This window comes from Dinoroseobacter sp. S76 (assembly GCF_049801095.1).
Classification (GTDB): Bacteria; Pseudomonadota; Alphaproteobacteria; order Rhodobacterales; family Rhodobacteraceae; genus Dinoroseobacter.
The window spans coordinates 259,774-277,374 of record NZ_JBNAGH010000004.1 but is presented as its reverse complement, the minus strand read 5'-3'; the positions used below and the strand labels follow the sequence as shown (position 1 = coordinate 277,374).

The 17,601-nt window shown below is 65.1% G+C and carries 19 protein-coding genes; 13 read left to right on the top strand and 6 right to left on the bottom strand.

Features of this window, described 5'->3' with window-relative positions; genetic code table 11:
• The first annotated feature begins 42 nt into the window (after positions 1–42).
• From ACP153_RS14490 to ACP153_RS14475, 4 genes are all read left to right on the top strand, one after another.
• Positions 43–585: a c-type cytochrome, methanol metabolism-related gene (locus tag ACP153_RS14490; RefSeq protein WP_424971718.1), complete on the top strand. Its 543-nt coding sequence runs from the start codon at positions 43–45 to the stop codon at positions 583–585.
• Positions 569–1,414 (top strand): substrate-binding domain-containing protein, encoded by an 846-nt coding sequence (locus ACP153_RS14485; RefSeq protein WP_424971717.1) that lies wholly within the window; start codon positions 569–571, stop codon positions 1,412–1,414. Before ACP153_RS14490 ends, ACP153_RS14485 begins: the two co-directional genes overlap by 17 nt.
• A complete protein-coding gene (locus tag ACP153_RS14480; RefSeq protein WP_424971716.1) occupies positions 1,411–1,962 on the top strand; it encodes a PQQ-dependent catabolism-associated CXXCW motif protein in 552 nt (183 codons plus the stop codon). The genes ACP153_RS14485 and ACP153_RS14480 overlap by 4 nt, the downstream gene beginning before the upstream one ends.
• A 128-nt stretch (positions 1,963–2,090) precedes the next feature.
• A complete protein-coding gene (locus ACP153_RS14475; protein WP_424971715.1) occupies positions 2,091–3,293 on the top strand; it encodes a hypothetical protein in 1,203 nt (400 codons plus the stop codon).
• A gap of 47 nt (positions 3,294–3,340) precedes the next feature.
• On the opposite strand, the gene ACP153_RS14470 is transcribed toward ACP153_RS14475, so the two are convergent.
• The 4 genes from ACP153_RS14470 to ACP153_RS14455 are packed head-to-tail and all read right to left on the bottom strand — an operon-like array spanning position 3,341 to position 6,102.
• Positions 3,341–4,153, bottom strand: a complete 813-nt coding sequence (locus ACP153_RS14470; RefSeq protein ID WP_424971714.1) for a quinoprotein dehydrogenase-associated SoxYZ-like carrier — start codon at positions 4,151–4,153, stop codon at positions 3,341–3,343.
• Positions 4,150–5,091 carry a YncE family protein gene (locus tag ACP153_RS14465; protein ID WP_424971713.1) on the bottom strand — a complete coding sequence of 314 codons (942 nt, stop codon included), beginning with the start codon at positions 5,089–5,091 and terminating at the stop codon, positions 4,150–4,152. Before ACP153_RS14465 ends, ACP153_RS14470 begins: the two co-directional genes overlap by 4 nt.
• On the bottom strand, positions 5,075–5,620 hold the full coding sequence (locus tag ACP153_RS14460; protein ID WP_424971712.1) for an SRPBCC family protein: 546 nt from the start codon (positions 5,618–5,620) through the stop codon (positions 5,075–5,077). The genes ACP153_RS14465 and ACP153_RS14460 overlap by 17 nt, the downstream gene beginning before the upstream one ends.
• The gene (locus ACP153_RS14455; RefSeq protein ID WP_424971711.1) at positions 5,620–6,102 is read right to left on the bottom strand and encodes a DUF3280 domain-containing protein; all 483 of its coding nucleotides are present in this window, start codon (positions 6,100–6,102) and stop codon (positions 5,620–5,622) included. The genes ACP153_RS14460 and ACP153_RS14455 overlap by 1 nt, the downstream gene beginning before the upstream one ends.
• A 157-nt stretch (positions 6,103–6,259) precedes the next feature.
• On the opposite strand from ACP153_RS14455, the gene ACP153_RS14450 reads away from it, so the two are divergent.
• The 7 genes from ACP153_RS14450 (at position 6,260) to ACP153_RS14420 (ending at position 14,311) form a co-directional block, all read left to right on the top strand.
• Positions 6,260–7,447 (top strand): ABC transporter substrate-binding protein, encoded by a 1,188-nt coding sequence (locus tag ACP153_RS14450; protein ID WP_424971710.1) that lies wholly within the window; start codon positions 6,260–6,262, stop codon positions 7,445–7,447.
• A gap of 27 nt (positions 7,448–7,474) precedes the next feature.
• Complete coding sequence (locus ACP153_RS14445; RefSeq protein WP_424971709.1) at positions 7,475–8,446, top strand: YVTN family beta-propeller repeat protein; 972 nt, start codon at positions 7,475–7,477, stop codon at positions 8,444–8,446.
• Between the two features lie 49 nt (positions 8,447–8,495).
• Complete coding sequence (locus tag ACP153_RS14440) at positions 8,496–8,933, top strand: hypothetical protein (RefSeq protein WP_424971708.1); 438 nt, start codon at positions 8,496–8,498, stop codon at positions 8,931–8,933.
• 20 nt (positions 8,934–8,953) lie between these two features.
• Positions 8,954–9,202: a PepSY domain-containing protein gene (locus tag ACP153_RS14435; protein WP_424971707.1), complete on the top strand. Its 249-nt coding sequence runs from the start codon at positions 8,954–8,956 to the stop codon at positions 9,200–9,202.
• Between the two features lie 384 nt (positions 9,203–9,586).
• Positions 9,587–11,011 carry a tetratricopeptide repeat protein gene (locus tag ACP153_RS14430; RefSeq protein WP_424971706.1) on the top strand — a complete coding sequence of 475 codons (1,425 nt, stop codon included), beginning with the start codon at positions 9,587–9,589 and terminating at the stop codon, positions 11,009–11,011.
• 245 nt (positions 11,012–11,256) lie between these two features.
• Positions 11,257–13,011 (top strand): thiamine pyrophosphate-binding protein, encoded by a 1,755-nt coding sequence (locus tag ACP153_RS14425; RefSeq protein WP_424971705.1) that lies wholly within the window; start codon positions 11,257–11,259, stop codon positions 13,009–13,011.
• Positions 12,995–14,311, top strand: coding sequence for an NAD(P)/FAD-dependent oxidoreductase (locus ACP153_RS14420; protein ID WP_424971704.1), 1,317 nt, complete (start codon positions 12,995–12,997; stop codon positions 14,309–14,311). The genes ACP153_RS14425 and ACP153_RS14420 overlap by 17 nt, the downstream gene beginning before the upstream one ends.
• Here ACP153_RS14420 and ACP153_RS14415 read toward each other — a convergent pair.
• Positions 14,308–15,216: a LysR substrate-binding domain-containing protein gene (locus ACP153_RS14415; RefSeq protein WP_424971703.1), complete on the bottom strand. Its 909-nt coding sequence runs from the start codon at positions 15,214–15,216 to the stop codon at positions 14,308–14,310. The genes ACP153_RS14420 and ACP153_RS14415 overlap by 4 nt on opposite strands.
• Positions 15,217–15,291: 75 nt before the next feature.
• Between ACP153_RS14415 and ACP153_RS14410 the strand changes: the two genes are divergently transcribed.
• A complete protein-coding gene (locus tag ACP153_RS14410) occupies positions 15,292–15,768 on the top strand; it encodes an Lrp/AsnC family transcriptional regulator (RefSeq protein ID WP_424971702.1) in 477 nt (158 codons plus the stop codon).
• Here the strand turns inward: ACP153_RS14410 and ACP153_RS14405 are convergent.
• Positions 15,765–16,433 (bottom strand): aspartate/glutamate racemase family protein, encoded by a 669-nt coding sequence (locus ACP153_RS14405; protein WP_424971701.1) that lies wholly within the window; start codon positions 16,431–16,433, stop codon positions 15,765–15,767. The genes ACP153_RS14410 and ACP153_RS14405 overlap by 4 nt on opposite strands.
• Before the next feature lie 156 nt (positions 16,434–16,589).
• Between ACP153_RS14405 and ACP153_RS14400 the strand changes: the two genes are divergently transcribed.
• On the top strand, positions 16,590–17,564 hold the full coding sequence (locus ACP153_RS14400) for a TRAP transporter substrate-binding protein (protein WP_424971700.1): 975 nt from the start codon (positions 16,590–16,592) through the stop codon (positions 17,562–17,564).
• Positions 17,565–17,601 lie beyond the last annotated feature (37 nt).

Here is a 17,601-nt window from a genome sequence, read left to right as displayed (position 1 = left end):
CCAACCCCGTGCTCAACCCCTAGCTATTGAAAGGCCAGCAGAATGATGCGCTCCGCAGCCCCCCTCGCGATCGCCGCAGCCGTCGCGGCCGCCTTGACCGCAACCGTTGTTTACGCGGCAAACTGGTCCGATCAGGACGTGGATCCGGCGGGTGACTACCCGGAAATTCCGATCGGCTATGCCGAGGATGGTCGCTACTTCACCGAAGAGGACATCCCCACCTATAACATCGCCGAGGACGGCACCGTGGACTGGCTGACCTTCAACGGGTTCCGCCGCTATCACGCCGAGTGCCATGTCTGCCACGGCCCCGACGGAGAGGGGTCGAGCTACGCCCCCAAGATCAAGAATTCCGCCATCAATATGGGCTATTACGACTTCTTCGATGTGGTCGTGAATGGGCGCCAGGTTGGCAATTCGGTCATGCCCCATTTCGGCGACAACAAGAACGTCATGTGCTACCTGGATGACATCTATGTCTATCTCAAGGCCCGTGCCGTGGATGCCGTCCCCCGTGGCCGCCCCGCCAAGAAGGAAGCCAAGAGCGACCTGATCCGCGAGGAAGAGAATGGCTGCATGGGCTAAGACGCTTGGCACCCTGGCCGCGACCCTGGTGATCGGGGTCGCGCTGGCCGATGGGGCAGAGGCCCAGACCTCGGATCTGGTCTCGACCAATGCCCTGCGGGTCTGCGCGGATCCGGCGAACCTGCCCATGTCCGCCAAGACCGAGGACGGGTTCGAGAACACGCTTGCGGAGCTCATCGGCTCCAAGCTCGAGCTGCCGGTGCAGTATACGTGGTATCCCATGGCCACGGGCTTCATCCGCAACACGCTCAAGGCCAAGCAATGCGATCTGGTGATCGGCTATGCCCAGGGTCATGAGCTGGTTCTGAACACCAACCATTACTTCACCTCCGTCTACTCCCTGATCGTGCCCGATGGGGGCGATCTGGCCGGGGTGACCTCGCTGCAGGATCCGGCCCTCAAGGGGCGGCGGATCGGGATCATCGCGGGCACACCGCCCTCGGCCCATCTGGCGCGGAACGGGCTGGTGGGGCAGGCCAAGGCCTATAACCTCGTGGTCGACCGTCGTCATGAGAGCCCGGCGGAAGACATGCTCAATGATCTGGAGGCGGGCGAGATCGATGCCGCGATCCTCTGGGGTCCCATTGGCGGTCCGCTGGTCAAGCAGGACCACCCGGAGCTGAAGCTGATCCCGTTGGTGAACGAGACGCTGCCGCCGCGGCTGTTCTTCCGGATCACCATGGGCGTGCGTCAGGGCGAGAAGGTCTGGCAGCGCAAGCTGAACTCCCTGATCCGGCGCCATCAGGACGAGATCAACACGGTGCTCTTTGAGGCGGGCGTGCCGCTGGTCACCGATCTCGGCAAAGACGTGATCGAGCCGCCCCAATGATCAGGGCGGCTCTGGCCCTTCTGCTCTGGCTTCCTGTGGCGGCCGCTGCGCAGACAGTGCCGGAGCCCGCGGAGTACCGGATGGATCACTACCGCGCCCCGGTCCCCGGCGCGCTCGCCGGGGCGGTGGTGGTGGGACCCGAGGACGCCCATGCGCTCTGGCAATCCGGTGAGGCCGCTTTCATCGATGTGATGCCCCAGGCACCGAAACCCGCCAATCTGCCCAAGGGCACGATCTGGCGCGACAAGCCCCGCAACTCGATCCCCGGCGCGCTCTGGCTGCCCAATGTGGGCTATGGTGCGCTGGCCGATGTGACAGCCGAGTACTTCCGCGACGGGCTCGAACGGGCCACGGGCGGCGACAAGAGCCATCCGATCGTGATCTTCTGTCTCGAGGATTGCTGGATGAGCTGGAACGCCGGAAAACGCGCCGTGGAATGGGGCTATACGGCGGTCCATTGGCTGCCCGAGGGCAGCGATGGCTGGATGCTGTGGGACTACCCGCTGGAGCGGATCAAACCTCAAGAGCCTCAACCTCAGGCCAACTGACCGAGCCCCCCGACCGCAAAAAGACGCGCCTCAATCCGCCGACAGATGCTAGGCTGGGTCGAGGAGACATCTAACGAGATTCGTCCGGGGCCGCCCTTGGGCCGCGCACGGATGAAGGGGGGAAAGCTTTGAACGAACTCAAGATTTTCAGCGCCCTAGGCGCACTTATTTTCATTCTTCTGCTCGGGGCCATGTGGCGCGGCCTCTTTGGACAGGACGATCCCAAGGCGATGATGGCCGAGCAGATCGCGCCGGTAACGGCTTCGGTGGAGGCCCTGGATGGCCGTCTGGCCGAGGCGCAGGCCCGGTTTGACGGGCAGTTGGCCGAGATGCAGGGCGATATGGAGGCCCGCCTGGCCGCGGTGCAGGAGGCCATGGATGGCAAGCTTGCCGGGCTGCAGGGCGCGCTCGATGGGCTGTCAGATCAGGCCGCTGGCGCCCTGGCCGAAGAGGATCTCGCGGGTCTCCGCGCCCGGGTCGAGGAACTGGCCCTGCAATCGGGTGAGTTGAGCGCCATGGTCGCCGCTCTGGGATCCGGCGTTGCACCCAGCGAGGCGCCCGCCGCGACCGAGATGGCCAGCGCTCCCGCCACCGCCGCAGCGGAGGAGGTCGAGGAGGAGCCCGGCGCGCCGGGCCTGATGCCGGGGCAGACCGCGCTTTTTGACGAGGGGTCCGTGCGGGTCTTTGTCTCGCGGCTCGATCCCGGCACGGACAGTCTGCGCGCCTCGATCAATGGGGAGCGCAAGACCCTGCGCGAAGGGATTGGCCGGACCGTGGCTGCCGCGAATGGCCATTGCCGCATCACGCTTGACGGGGTGTCCGGAAATGGCGCGCTGATCTCGGCACTTTGCGGCGATGAACTGCCTGCAGCCGAGGGGATCAGCGCGGGCGAGACCGCGATGCTGAACGATGGCAGCCTGCGTGTCTTTGCCTCTCGCGTGACCGAGGACGCGGCGCGGATCTCGGCCAATGGCAATGACCTCTTCCTCGATGCGGGCGACCGGGCCACGGTCATGGTGGGCGAAGAGAGCTGCCGCGTGACCCTGGCGCAGGTGGATCGCGGTCATGCACAGGTTGGCGCGGAATGCACCGATGCGGTCTGGCACTCCGAGGAGCTTCTGGCCGGGGAGGCCGCCATTCTGGGCGACGGGGCGGCGCGGGTCTTTGTGTCCTTCGTGCAGCCCGACGGGTCGGCGCGGATCGCGGTGAACGGGCTGTCGCTCAGCACCGCGCGGGGCGGCGAGACCACGGAAATGGCCGAGAATTGCGACCTGACCACGCAGGATGTCTCGCGCCGCGCGGCGCAGTTCAGCTTCGCCTGCTATAACTGATCATTGGGGGTCGCCGGGTCTGTCCCGGCGGCCTCACCCCCGGTGGATCAGTAGCCCGCGAGCTTCTGATGCAGCTTGGAGACCGTGCCATCCGTGTCGGTCATGGTGATATCCACAGACTGCGATTGGCTCGGCACCGAGAGCCCGACGCGCGGGTTCTCCGACAGGGAGATCGAGCCCGTCATCTCGACAAAGCCGGCCCCGTCCAGGTCGATATCGACGCTTTCCACATAGCGCATGGGGATGAAGAGCAGCGAGATCTGGTCCATCTGCATGCCCGAATGGGACGGGTGCGAGATGTCCACATCCATCCGCGACAGGCGCGAGGCGAAACTGATCAGCTCGCCACCGCCGATCCCGGGCAGGGCGCCGCCGAAGGCCACCCCCAGCTCGCCCAGGGAGGCCAGCGCGGCAATCGGATCCGTGCCCGGCGGTGCGGCGCAGGCCCCGGTGCCCGAGGTTTTCACAAAGCTTTCCTGCACATAGAGCTGCCCATCGGTGGTTTCGGCCACCACATGGAGCGGCGTCGGCCCGTTCACCCGCATGGTCACATCGAAGAAGAAGCTGGGCTGCGGCTCCTCCAGCTCGAAGACGGCGGAGACCGGCATGGGGTTCTCGTCGAGCACGACCCAGACCTTGGACACCTCGACGCCGAGCGGCGGGATGATCTGCGCGGCGAGATCCGCACGGGCGTCATCGGGGGTGCGGTAGGGGGCGTCGATCGCGATGACCGTGGCGCCATCCTTCAGCACCCGGTCGCCATAGAGCGCTTCGCGGATATCGTCCCAGGCCTCGGTGCCCGCGAGGGCGGGCAGGGCGGTGCCGCAAAGAAGGGCGGTCGTCAGAGCAAGGCGGGTCATTTTGTTCCTCCCAAAACAAACGCACCGAAGGCGCGGGGGCCATCGCAGGTCTCGACGGAGACTAGCATGGCAAGGGTTTCCGCGTCGATGATCGAGACGGTGTTGTCGAACCAGTTGGCCACGAGGATGCGGCGCCCGTCGGGGGTGGCGTCGATGCCTTCGGGGTATTCTCCGGTCTCCAGGGTTGCGACGGGGGCGAGAGTGCCGAGGTCAAAGACGCTCAGGCTGTCGGCGTATTGGTTGGTGACAAAGCCGCGTCCGGCGGCAAAGGCGATGCCATAGGGGCGCGCGCCCACGGGCAGGGTGGCGGTGACCGTGCCGGTCTCGGGCTCAATGACGGTGACATCATCGCTGCCCACATTGGCCACGAAGAGCCGACCTTCGGGCCCGAAGCGCAGGCCGAAGGGGCGCGTGCCCACGGTCACCCGGTGCAGGGGCGCGAGCGTGTCGGCGTCAAAGATCGAGACCGCATCCGCATCACGATCGGCTGAGGCGAGAAACTGGCCATCGGGCGAGAGCGCGAGCCCGGCGGGTGCTGCTCCGGCGGGCAGTTCAGCCCGGGGTGCAAGGGTGGCCGCATCGCGGACCCAGATCCGCGCATTATACCAGTCCGACACGAAGACCCGTCCGCGCGGCCCGTCCCGGGCAATGCCGATCGGGCCGCCCTCGAGGCGGGTTTCCGCAAGGATCGCGCCGCTTTTCGGGTCGTGACGGCGCAGGGTCTTGGCCTCGGGCGCGACGGTGAAGACCGCCTCCGCCCCTGCCGCGACCCCGGCGGGCTTGCCGGGCACGGACCAGCCGCCCAGGCTCTGCCCCGCAGCGATGTCGATGACATCCACCGCATCGCCGTTCTGGCAGGTCACAAATGCGAGATCGCCCGCCGCCACCGGGGTGGCGACAAGGCAGAGCAGGGCAAGGAGCCTAGGAGCCCGCAGCACCGAAGCGCTCCGTCAGCGCGTCGAGCCCCATCTGATAGACCGCACTCACCGCCGCGATCGCCGCCGCATCATTGAGATCCTCGGGCGGATCATTGTTCGGATAGCCCCGGTAGAACGCCCCGCGCCATTCGATCAGGGCGCCGCCGCCATCGAGCGGTTTCACGGTCAGGTGGGACGAGTAATTCGTCACCGGCAGGACCTCCACCAGCACGTCGGTGATGCGGTAGGAATAGCTCATCTTCTCGTCCGAGAACTTGTAGAGCACCTCGGCAATGGTCGGGCCGCCCGCCTCGCCCAGGGTCAAAAGCCGGGTCGCATCGATGGCGTTGCCATTCTCCCCCTCGGTGGAGAAAACCGCAGGGTGCCAGGACATGTCCTGGAAGTTGCCGAGCACCGCCCAGACCTCTGCCGGGCTGGCGGCGACCTCGGTGGTCAGGGTGACTTTCTGGCGGGTCGGGCCATGGGCCGTGGCCAGCCCGGGCAGCAGTGCTGCCGTGGCCAAGGCCATCATAAAGGTACGTTTTCTCATCATTCCTCCCTGAAGATGCGATTGTTCAAGATGTAGCGCATGCCCCGGGCCCAGCTGTCATCGGTATTGCCCCGGATATCCACGACGCCGCCTCTGACCAGATCGCCGCTGCTGGCATCGCGCAGCTGCAGGTTCACGGTCAGAATGAGGTTCGAGACCTTCTGCACCTCGCCCACCAGCGAGAAATCCGCCCCCAGCCGCGTGGCGATCCGCGTGTCGCAGCCATAGCATTTGGCGAGGTTCACGACCCGCTCGATGGCGGTGCGTTCGGGCTCCAGATCCACGAGGGTGTAGCCCTCGGTTTCGAACCGGTCGCGGACGGTGGTCTCGAGGCGTTCAAGGCGCAGCTTTTCAGCCGGATCGACCCCGAGCTCGGTCGTCTGCAGCGACGTATCAAGCATGGTCAGTCCGAAAAAGGCGACCTTGTCCTGGGCCGAGGCACAGGCGGTCGAAAGCAGAAGAACCAAGAGAGCTGTGCGCATGTCCCTGTTCTTAAAAAATAAGACTTAAGGTTGAGGATCGGACTGTTAAGCTTCTGAAACAACCAAGCCAAAAGTATCGGCTTGGGGGTGCCGGGGCCTCAGGGGCCCGGCAGATCAGGACCCGGCGCAACCCAAAGCCGGGCGAGGGGAGGACATCGTGAGACTTTTGCTGGCACCGCTTCTGGCGGTCTGTGCCCTGCTGACTTCTGCGCCGAGCGCGCTGGCCATCGATGTCAGGGCGGCGGTCCTGCGCATCGATTATCCGACCCTTTTGCCGATCAGCCGCTATGAGCTGCGGCCCGGGGATCTGGGCTTTGCCGGGGCGGCGCTGGCGGATGAGGATAACGGCACCACCGGCAGTTTTCTGGGCCATACCTATGAGACGCGCAGTGTCGCCACGACCCCGGAAGAGGCCGATGCCGCGCTGGAGGCGCTTTTGGCGGAGGGCGTTGACCTCTTTGTCATTCTGGCGCGGGCGGAGGATCTCTTGCGGCTGACCGATCGCGCGGCGGAGGCCGGGGCGCTGGTCTTCAACGCGGGCACGCCGGATATCGCCCTGCGCGATGATCAGTGCCGGGGCAATCTGCTTCATACGGCGCCGAGCCACCGGATGAATACCGATGCGGTCGCGCAGTTCCTTGTCTGGAAGCAGTGGAAGAACTGGTTCCTGATCTCGGGCTCGAACCCGGCGGATGTGGCGCTGGCGGAGTCCTATCGCTTCTCGGCGCGCAAATTCGGCGCGCGCATCACCGAGGATCGGGTCTTTGAGGATACGGGCGGGTCGCGCCGGACGGATTCGGGCCATGTTCTGGTGCAGCGGCAATTGCCCACTTCCACCCAGGGCGCGGCGGGCCATGACGTGGTCGTGGCCGCCGATGAGACCGACTATTTCGCCCGCTATCTCAGCTATCACCTCTGGACGCCGCGCCCGGTGGCGGGCTCTGGCGGGCTGGTGCCCACCACATTCCACGGCGCCCATGAGGCTTATGGGGCCACCCAATACCAGACCCGGTTCGAGGACCTTACGGGGCGCTATGCCAAGCCCGAGGATTACAATGTCTGGCTCGCTCTGCGCGTGGTTGGCGAGGCCGTGACCCGGGCCAATACGGCCGAGCCCATGGGGGTGCGCGACTATGCGATCTCGGATGGGTTCGAGCTGGCGGCTTTCAAAGGCCAGAAGGTGACCTTCCGGGACTGGAACGGCCAGCTACGCCAGCCGATCCTGCTCCATGACGGGATGATCACCGTGAGCGTCAGCCCGCAGGATGGCTTCCTGCACCAACGCTCGACCCTCGACACGCTCGGCTTGGACAAGCCGGAATCCAACTGCACTGCCTTCAACTGAACCGCATTTGACCCTCAGGAGGGACCCATGAACCCGATCCTTCTATCCGTCGCAGCCCTCGCCATCGGCACCGCTCCGGCCCTGGCCGGCAAGGCCTTTGTCTCGAACGAGCGCGGCAACACGATCACCGTTGTGAACACTGACACCTGGGAGGTGGAGACCGAATTCTTCGCCGGGAACCGCCCGCGCGGGATCACCGTCAGCCCGGACGAAAAGGTGATCTATGTCTGCGCCTCCGATGACAACCTGATCCGGGTGTTTGACGCCACCACCTATGAGGAGCTGCCGAGCCTGCCCTCGGGCCCGGATCCGGAGCTCTTCATCCTCGAGCCCTCGGGCAAGCGGCTCTATATCGCCAATGAGGACGACAATCTGGTGACGGTGACCGATACCGAGACCCGGACCGTTCTGGCCGAGGTGCCCGTGGGGGTGGAGCCCGAGGGGATGGGCATGAGCCCGGATGCGAAATGGGTGGTCAACACCTCCGAGACCACGAACATGGCGCATTTCATCTCCACCGAGGATTACAAGATCAAGCATAACGTGCTGGTCGACCAGCGCCCGCGCTATGCCCATTACACCAGCGACGGCACCCGGCTCTTCGTGACCTCCGAGATCGGAGGGACCGTCTCGGTGATGGATATCGACGATGACGGCGCGCCCACCATGGTCGGCAAGATCACCTTCGAGGTTGCCGGTCTGCAGCCCGAATGGTTGCAGCCTGTGGGGGCGCGGGTGACCAAGGACGGCTCGCGGCTCTTCGTGGCGCTGGGGCCGGCAAACCGGGTTGCGGTGGTCGATGCCCGCAGCCTCGAAGTGCTCGACTACATCCTTGTGGGGCAGCGGGTCTGGCAGCTCGATTTCACGCCGGACGAGAAATACCTGCTCACGACCAATGGCAACTCCAACGACATCACCGTGATCGACGTGAAGAAGGAACGCGCCATCCGCTCCGTGCAGGTGGGACAGCAGCCCTGGGGCGTCGTGACCATTGACTGAGACACTGGATCCGCGGCGGGGCCGTCGCGTGACGAAGAAAGGAAACCCGATGAGACATTTGATGTGCGCGGCCGCTCTGGCCTGTTTCGCAAGCCCCCTGGCCGCCGCGCCGCTTTGCGATGATCTGGGCTTTGCCGGGCTTCTGGCGAGCTGCAACCGGGGCGAGACGATCGAGCTGACCCTGGCTTCGGGCCAGCCGCTGGGCGAAGACGTCGTTCTGGAATCCGGGGCCTATTACAAGCTCGAGATCACCGCCGACGGCTCTGCCGAGCTGGCGGTGGAAGGGCCGAGCTTCTTTCGCTCGATCTGGATGAACGAGATCGTCATCAACAAGATCGAGATCCGCCCCATGGCCATCGACTCCATCGAGTTCGACAAGGCCGGGGTGGTTGAGCTGTCGTTCATCGCGATCAAGCCGGGCCGCCATGTGCTGCGCATTCCCGGATCCACGGGCGACAGCCAGTCCGTCACCCTGTCCATTCAGTAATCCAACCGAGGAGTAGTCCCATGAAATCGATCCTGACCCTTGCCGCAGCCACGCTGATCGCAGCCCCCGCTTTCGCCAGCGAGGTCGATGAGGCCACCGAGATGAAGATCATGGCCATGCTGACCGAGATGGAATGCCAGATGGATGCCGATGACATCGAGGTCGAAGATGACGGCTATGATCTGGATGACGTGATCTGCAAGGGCGGCAACCAGTTCGACATCAAGCTCGACAAGGACCTGAACGAGGTCTCGCGGCGCGCCGAATAAGCCGATCCCCGGGGTTCCTCCCCCCGGTTGTGCCGGCCCGGGCCGCCCGGGACCCGCAAGCCAGACCTCCCGGTGCTTGCGGGTCGCGCGCCAAACCCGAACCGGCCCACGGCCCGCATCCCAAGGCCCCGTCTGATCGGGCGCCCTGGGATGCGCCCGGTGCGCAGATGGCCGTCCCCCAAGCGCGCAACGCCTCCCGATGTTGTCAGATATGCTGACCTGGTTGTCTGGTCTGGTGCTGGACGCCCGACCTGGTTGAACGGTTAGGTGGCCATGGGAACCTCTGTTTCCACTGGCGCACTGAAATCGAAATAGGTGTTCGCTTGTTTGCAACTTTTGCGCGTATACTGGCCTCTGAGTTAGCGCAAAACGGCGGGACATGATTTGAAATCCATTCGCGGGACTTTTCTTGCAATCTTTGTCGCGATTGCAGCGTTTTCGTCACCTGTCCATAGCCAGACCCAAAACGATCGTGGTGGCGTTGTTTCAGCCGATGAAATCACGCTTGAAAACATATCCGGAGCGTATGCGGACGGTGTGACTTTGCGAGAGCAGGGGCGTCTCGCTCCGTCGGAGACGCTCTTTCGGCAATTGGTCGTCGCCGGCGAACGTCTCTTCGGGGCCGACGATCCGAATATGGCCGATATTCTGAATCAACTGGCGCTCTCGCTGGAGGCTCAGCGGAAACTCGGGGAAGCTGAAGAGGCCGTGCAGCGCGCGCTGGACATTGGACAGGCTTCCGTCGGGGATGATCATCCCAGTTTTGCAGTTTTCCTCAATACGATGGGACTGATCCAGGAGGCGCAAGGACGGTATGAGGATGCTGTTCAAGTCTATGGCCAAAGTCTCCGTATTCTGGAAGCAACCGTCGGTGTGGAGCACACGGTCTATGCAACTGTTCTGAACAATCTCGCCGAGACACTTCGGGGACTTGGGCGCTACGCGGACGCGGAAGCCTTGTTAAGGAAAGCTTTGGAAACGCGGGAAAGCGCGGGGTCAGAGGGTGATCCCGAGGGGTTTTACCTTTTGAACAACCTTGGACTCGCTCTTGAACGGCAGGGAAAATATCTCGAGGCGGAGCAGGTTTTTCGACAAGTGCTTGATGGTGCCAAGACTGTCATGGGACCCGACAATCCCGACTATGCATTGCTTGTGAACAACCTCGCGCTGACGCTTGAGAATCAAGGCAAGTACGAGGAGGCAGCGGGGCTGTACCAAGCGGCTTCTGACATCATGCGGACGGCTTTGGGCGAAGCGCATCCAACCTATGCGATGTCTCTGGGGAATACGGGCAATGTGCTTATACATCTCGGACGCTACAACGAAGCAATTCCCGTTCTGGAAGAAGCGGTTGATATCATCGGGGCTTCATTGGGTGAAGCGCACCCGCAATTTGCAAGAATGCTCAACTCTCTGGCCATGGCCAATCTGAGTGCACAGCAGTTTTTCAGAGCCAGAAAGCTTTTGGAGCAGTCGCTCCTTTTGACCGAGGCGAGTGTCGGTACCCAGCATCCCAGCTATTCGACTGCCTTGAACAACCTTGCGCGTATCGCGGTGATCCAGAAGCGATTTGACGACGCTGAGGATCTCAGCCGACAGGCCGTCGCAATATCTGAACAAATGCTCGGACCCAATCATCCTGACTACGCAATTCAACTTGGGAATCTCGGTCACATCCTTGCGATGCAAGGAAAATACGAGGAGGCGCGCCGCCTGCTGCTGGAGACGATGCGTATATTCGAGGCCACAGTTCCTGCAGGGCATGTCTATATCATCGAAACCAGACGCAGGCTGAACGAACTCCCGTGAAGCTGGTGAGGTTGAGGGTGCCACTGTCGCCCCTTTTGGCTCGGGGCGTTACTTCTTGCGGGTAATTCTGATTATGTAATTTCTTGGCGCGTGCTGTGCGGGTGGGGGTCGCATTCCCGCTCCCATACGCGCGTCCGGCCTTTCGGTCAGTTTGCCGGGATCCGCGGGAAACTCGTCAGTTTGCCAATGTTCGCAGATCCCGCCTTCGCATAGCGTCAGCGCATCAGCTCGGAATGGAGGGGTGGATGCGCGGCGCGGATGTCTTGGTGGAAATGCTCATCGGCTATGGGGTCGATACGATCTTTGGCGTGCCCGGCGATACCAATGTGCCGCTCTACGAGGCGCTGCAGGACAATGAGGAGCGGATCACCCATGTGATGGCGCGGGATGAGCGGTCGGCGGGGTTCATGGCCGATGCCTATGGCCGCTTCACCAACCGGCCGGGCGTGGTGGAGTGCCCCTCGGGCGCCGGGGCGATGTATACCCTGCCGCCGATTGCGGAATCCAATGCCTCCTCCGTGCCGGTGATCGTGCTGACCATCGATATCCCTCTGCCGGGCGAAGGCCGCGGGGTGCTGACCGAGCTCGATTGCGCGCGGCTGTTCGAGCCGGTGACCAAGATGTCGGTGCAGGTGAAATCCCCCGAGAAGCTGCCGGAGATCATCCGCCGGGCCTTTCGCACCGCCTGTTCCGGCAAGCCCGGGGCGGTGCATCTGCAGATCCCGGAGGACATGCTGCTGGCGGAGATCGATCCGGCGCGGATCTCTCTCCATGTGGAGGAGGAATGCCGGACCTTCCCGGCCTTTCCGACCCGTCCGGCGCCGGGGATGACGGCGACGCTTCTGGCGCATCTGGAGGCGGCGGAGCGCCCGTTGATCGTCTCGGGCGGGGGCGTGATCCGCGCCTGCGCGGGGGATGACATCCTGCGCGTGGCCGAGCGGTTGAACATCCCCGTCTGCACCTCGATGACCGGTCAGGGGACCATGCCCGATGATCACCCGCTCTCCATCGGGGTGATCGGTGACAACGGCTTTCACCCCCATGCCAACCGCGCCATGGAGGAGAGCGATTTCGTCCTCTTTGTCGGCTCCAAGATGGGCTCCGTGGTCACGATCGGCTGGACCTTTCCCAAGCTGACCCTGGACAAGCGGGTGGCCCAGATCGACATCAACCCCGAGATCATGGCCAATAACTACGAGAACGTCCTCTCGGTGGCCGGGGATGCCAAGCTGGTGCTGGGCGATCTGCTGGCGGCGGTGCCGGAAAGCTTCACGGGCCAGAAATTCACCCCCTGGGTCGATCACCTGAACGGGCTGCGGGCGCAGTTCTGGCACGGGGCGCAGACGCTGCTCGACGCCGACAGCACGCCCCTGCGCCCGGAGCGCGCGGTGCGCTGCTTCAACGAGGCGCTGGAGGCTTCGGGCCAGCCGGCGCTGATCTATTCTGATGCGGGCACGCCGACCCCGCATATGACGCGGTTTCTGCGGATCAACGACCCGCGGACGCGCTTTGCCATCCCCCGGGCCTTTGGCGGGCTGGGCTCGGCCCTGCCGGCGACCGTGGGAGCGTGGCGCGCGGATCCGACCCGGCGGCCCATCGGGATGTTTGGCGATGGTTCCTTCGGCATGGCGGTGGGCGAGTTGGAGACCCTTGTGCGGTTGCAGGTTCCGGCGATCCTGCTCCTCTTCAACAACGGGCATTTCGGCTGGATCAAGGGGCTGCACCGGCTCAAGGGCCACAACCAGACCTTCGGCGTGGACTTCATGCCGCCCAAGGGCGCGGCCATTGCCGAGGCGTTCGGCCTCAAGGGCTGGACAGCGCGGAGCGCGGAGGAGCTCGACACCGCCCTTGCCGCGGCTTTCGCCCATAGGCACGGGCCCTGCCTGATTGATGTCCATGTGGAATCCATCGCCGACCGGGTGCCGCCGGTCTATTCCTGGCTGACCAAACGGGGCGAGGATCCGCTCTCTCTGGCGGCGACGGATGTGGCCTATCTGTGATGCCATGAAGCCGGTGCCGCCCTCCACCTTCTCCTTGCGCGACAGCTCCGTGCTCGTGGTCGGGGCGGGCATGGTCGGGGTCTGCGTGGCACTCGATCTTCTGCGGCGGGGGGCGCGGGTGACCCTGATCGACCGGCGGGATCCGGGGCAGGAGACCTCCTATGGCAATGCGGGGGTGCTGGCGCGCTCATCCCTGATGCCTCTGAACAATCCCGGGATGCTGCGGGATCTGCCGGGGCTCCTGAGCAATCGGGGCGCGGCCCTGCGCTATAGCTGGCGCTACCTGCTGGCCAACCTCTCCTGGGCGCTGCCCTTTGCGGCGAATGCAAGGCGATCCCGGGTGGCGCAGACCGCGACCGCGCTCGACCAGCTGATCCAGCTCTCGATCCCGGCGCACAAGGCGCTGATCGCCGAATGCGGGCAGGAGGATCTGCTGGCTGAGAAGGGCTGGATCTTTCTCTATCGCTCCGAGGTGAGCTTTGGCCGGGCCGGGCTCTTGCGCGAGATGCTGTCGCGGTTCGGGGTCGCGCACGCGGCGCTGGATGGTCCGGGGCTCCGGGATCTGGAGCCGCAGCTCGCGCCGATCTTTCCCCATGGGCTCTGGGTGCAGGACAGCGCCTCGGTCCGGGATCCCGGCGCGCTGGTGGCCGCCTATGCCCGGCGCTTCGTGGCCGAGGGCGGGGTCGTGCAGGCCGGATCGGTGGCCGCCCTTGCGCCCGGAGACCGGCCGGGGGTCGTGCTCGACGGGGGGGAGCGCGTGCAGGCGGATCATTGCGTGCTCTGCCCGGGGCCCTGGGGCAAGGACCTGCTCAGCCGGGCGGGCTACCGGGTGCCCATGGCGTTTGAGCGCGGCTATCACCGGCATTTTCAGGGGCCGGCGGATCCGGGCAACACGCCCGCGCTCGGGCGGCCGATCTATGACACGGCGGGGGGCTATGTCCTGTCGCCCATGCGTCAGGGGTTGCGTCTGACCAGCGGGGTGGAGCTGAACGGGCTTGAGGCCCCGGAGAACCACGCCCAGATCACCCGGGCGGAGGCGGCGGCGCGGGAGGCGATCGACCTTGGCCCGCGCTGCGATGACCGGACCTGGATGGGGGCGCGCCCGACCTTCCCCGACAGCCAGCCCTGCATTGGCGCCCTGCCCCAGGCGCCGGGCCTCTCGGTGGCCTTCGGGCACCAGCATATCGGCTTTGCCACGGGGCCGGGGACCGCGCGCCTGCTCGGCGAGCTGCTGGAGGGCCAATCTCCGCCCATCGATCCGACCCCCTTCCGGCCCGACCGGTTCATCCGCCGCGCCTAGCGCAGGCTGCGGGTCTCGGCCATGATCCAGTCGCGAAAGATCCGGATCGGCGCCGAGGGGCGGCGCGTCTCGGGATAGACCGCGTAATACCCCGCTCCGCTGGCCACCGGATCGCCAAAGGGCAGATGCAGGCGGCCATCCTCGAGATATTCCTCGATCATGAAGACCGGCAGCACCGCAAGCCCGATCCCCGCCAGCGCGGCCTCGATCACCATGGTGGTCTGGGAAAAGCGCGGCCCGGAAATCGGCCCCTGATGGGCAATCCCCTTGGCCCCCATCCAGCGCAGCCACGAGTCCGGGCGATGGGCGTTCTGGATCTTGGGATAGGCCTGATGGTCCGACAGGGGCAGCGCCCGCCCCGGCGGGATCAGCTCGGTGGAGGCGACCACGGCCACCCGCTCGGAAATCAGCTTGTAGGAGACCGCATCGCGCCAGGCCCCCTGCCCGCGCATCACCGCCAGATCCGGCCCGGTCTCGAAATCCACCTCGCCGCGCAGGGGGATGACATTGAAGGCCTGATCGGGATGGGCCTCCATGAAGCGTTTCATGCGCGGGACGAGCCAGCGGCTGGCAAAGCTGTCCTGCACCCCGATCTGCAGGGCGTCCGCCGAACGGCTGCCCCGGATCACATCCATGGAGGCCTCTTCGAGCTGGTCGAGGATCTGCGAGACCGAGGCGGCATAGGCCTCCCCCGCGCCGGTCAGCACGAGCCGGGGGCCGAACCGCTCGAAAAGCTCGATCCCCAGGAGCGCCTCGAGGGTCGAGACCTGCCGGCTCACACCGCTCTGGGTGCGGCCCAGCTCCTCGCCCGCGCGGGTGAAACTGAGGGTGGAGGCCGAGGCCTCGAAGGCCTGAAGGGCCGAGAGCGAAGGGATGTAGCGGCGCATATCATGAGTTTTATGCATGATATTAGCAAAAAACAGCATTTTTTTCATTCTCGGAGTTCGGCCAAGATTTGGGAAAACCAACAGGGGACAACAATGCGCAAACTGGATTCGATCGATCGAAATCTGCTGGCTCTTCTGCAGGATGATGCCCGGCTGGCGACCTCCGAGCTGGCCCGCCGTGTGGGGATCGCCCGCACCACCGTGAGCGAGCGCGTTGCGCGGCTGGAGCGGGAGGGGCGGATCCTCGGCTATACCGCGCTGGTGGCCGAGGACACGGATGTGCTGGAAACCCGCGCGGTGCTCAACCTGACCTGTGATCGCGCCGCCTGCCGGAGCATCGTCGCGGCCCTGCAAAGCTATCCGGAGATCGAGGAATGTCTCTCAGTCACAGGGACTTACGACCTGATGTGTCTGGTGCGCACCCCCCATCAGGAGGATCTGGATGCGCTGATCGATGACATCTCTGTCCTGCCCGGCGTGCAGGCGGTGGATGCCACGATTGCCATGGCCACCAAGTTCAAGCGGCGGGCGCATATCGCCCCGGCGCCGCGCCTGCAGGTGGTCTGCTAGGCGGCCATCATCCAGGCGGCGGCGTCCAGAATGGTGAAGACCGGCAGGCCAAGCTCGGCCCGCACAGGATCCGCATAGGGCGGCAGGTTCCCGCATTCGAAGATCAGCGCCGAGAGGGGCGCGCGCGCCGCCAGGGCCCGGGCTTCCTGCAGCACGAGAGCCTCGATCGCCTCCCGCGAAAACTGCTGCGCCTGCGCGGATTTCGGCCCGAGAAAGGTCTCGCGAAAGGCCGCGTGGTGGTCGAGCCCGGCAATCTCGGCCCCCTCGATCCCCGCACTGGCCAGCGCGCGCGGGCCAAGTGCTGCAGCAGAGGCCGTGAGGATGCCGACCCGCCCGGGGCGCACCCTCTGCACCAGCGGAAAGAGCGAGAGCGGCGAGAGCATCACCGGGATGCGCACCGCCGCCGCGACCTCGGCCTGCACATGGATCAGGAACCCGCAGGTGGAGACGAGCGCCCCGGCCCCCTCGGCCTCAAAGCGTTGGGCGCGCGCGACAAAGGCAGCCGTGAGCGCCGGGGGCGGCGGCTTGTCCGAGACGATCTGGCTCGCCTCCGCCCCGGCCACGATGCCCACCTGCGCGGCAAAGGGATAGCTCGCGGGATTGCCCGCATCGCCCTGGATCCGCGGAAAGGCCGTATCAAGCGAAAGAATGCCCAGATGCGTCATGCAAAAAGCCTAGGTCAAATCCTGAGCAGGCGTAAGACGGCGGATCCGGCCGCGCCGTCAGATTCACGGCTCCGGTCGAGAAACCGTCAGTTTGCCCCTGTCCTTTTCGCCCGGTCCCGGAGACCATCGGCGCAGAACATAAACAGGGAGCTCACCATGAATGTGACCGTACTGACCGGGGCCAGCCTTGCCCTTGCCTTCACCGCAGGCAGCGCGCTGGCCGACAAGTGGGACATGGCGCTGGCCTATTCCGCAACGAATTACCACTCGGAGATTGCGGCGGAGTTCGCGGCCGAGGTGACCGCGAATTCCGAGCTGGAGATCGTGACCCATCCGGGCGGCTCGCTCTTTGGCGGCTCCGAGATCTTTGGCGCGGTGCGCAAGGGCCTCGCCCCGATTGGCGAGCGTCTGATTTCGGCGCTTGGCAATGACGACGCGATCTATGAGGTCGACAGCGTGCCCTTCCTCGCCTCGGGCTTTGCCGATGCCAAGGCGCTCTACGAGGTCTCCAAGCCCGCGCTGATCGAAACGCTGGAAGAGGCGCGGCTGCATTTCCTCTATTCCTGCCCCTGGCCGCCCCAGGGCTTTTACTCGGTGCAGGCCGCTGACAGCCTCGACGATGTCTCGGGCCTGAAATTCCGTGCCTATAACGCCACGACCTCGAAAATGGCCGAGGGGCTGGGCATGGTGCCCACCAAGATCGAGGCCGCCGAACTGGCCCAGGCCTTTGCCACCGGTGTGGCGCAATCGATGATCTCGTCGGGCTCCACGGGTTATGACCGCAAGCTCTGGGAGCATGTGGATTTCTACTATGATGTGAAGGCCTGGCTGCCGCGCAACATGGTGATCGTGAACGGCAAGGCGTGGAAGCGTCTGGACGAGGCGACCCAGGCCACCATCGAGACCGCGGCGGCCAATGCCGAGGCCAAGTGCTGGGCCAAGGCCGAAGAGCTCGACAGCTGGTATGTGGAGCAGTTCGAAGCCAATGGCATGACCGTCGGCACCCTGAACGCCGACATGCAGGCCGAATTCCAGCGCGTGGGCGCCGAGCTGCGCGATGCCTGGCTGGAGCGCGCGGGCGACAAGGGGCAGGCTGTGCTCGACGCTTTCGCGGCCAAGCAAGGGTCCTGATCCCAACCGGCGCGGCCTTCCCTTCCCTGGGGCCGCG

Excerpts from the sequence above, each read along its gene's own strand:
- ACP153_RS14485 (WP_424971717.1), top strand. The coding sequence starts at position 569 with ATGGCTGCATGGGCTAAGACGCTTGGCACCCTGGCCGCGACCCTGGTG.
- ACP153_RS14435 (WP_424971707.1), top strand. The coding sequence starts at position 8,954 with ATGAAATCGATCCTGACCCTTGCCGCAGCCACGCTGATCGCAGCCCCC.
- ACP153_RS14400 (WP_424971700.1), top strand. The coding sequence starts at position 16,590 with ATGAATGTGACCGTACTGACCGGGGCCAGCCTTGCCCTTGCCTTCACC.
- ACP153_RS14445 (WP_424971709.1), top strand. The coding sequence starts at position 7,475 with ATGAACCCGATCCTTCTATCCGTCGCAGCCCTCGCCATCGGCACCGCT.
- ACP153_RS14490 (WP_424971718.1), top strand. The coding sequence starts at position 43 with ATGATGCGCTCCGCAGCCCCCCTCGCGATCGCCGCAGCCGTCGCGGCC.
- ACP153_RS14425 (WP_424971705.1), top strand. The coding sequence starts at position 11,257 with ATGCGCGGCGCGGATGTCTTGGTGGAAATGCTCATCGGCTATGGGGTC.
- ACP153_RS14470 (WP_424971714.1), bottom strand. The coding sequence starts at position 4,153 with ATGACCCGCCTTGCTCTGACGACCGCCCTTCTTTGCGGCACCGCCCTG.
- ACP153_RS14440 (WP_424971708.1), top strand. The coding sequence starts at position 8,496 with ATGAGACATTTGATGTGCGCGGCCGCTCTGGCCTGTTTCGCAAGCCCC.
- ACP153_RS14460 (WP_424971712.1), bottom strand. The coding sequence starts at position 5,620 with ATGAGAAAACGTACCTTTATGATGGCCTTGGCCACGGCAGCACTGCTG.
- ACP153_RS14410 (WP_424971702.1), top strand. The coding sequence starts at position 15,292 with ATGCGCAAACTGGATTCGATCGATCGAAATCTGCTGGCTCTTCTGCAG.
- ACP153_RS14420 (WP_424971704.1), top strand. The coding sequence starts at position 12,995 with ATGTGGCCTATCTGTGATGCCATGAAGCCGGTGCCGCCCTCCACCTTC.
- ACP153_RS14455 (WP_424971711.1), bottom strand. The coding sequence starts at position 6,102 with ATGCGCACAGCTCTCTTGGTTCTTCTGCTTTCGACCGCCTGTGCCTCG.
- ACP153_RS14405 (WP_424971701.1), bottom strand. The coding sequence starts at position 16,433 with ATGACGCATCTGGGCATTCTTTCGCTTGATACGGCCTTTCCGCGGATC.
- ACP153_RS14415 (WP_424971703.1), bottom strand. The coding sequence starts at position 15,216 with ATGCATAAAACTCATGATATGCGCCGCTACATCCCTTCGCTCTCGGCC.
- ACP153_RS14480 (WP_424971716.1), top strand. The coding sequence starts at position 1,411 with ATGATCAGGGCGGCTCTGGCCCTTCTGCTCTGGCTTCCTGTGGCGGCC.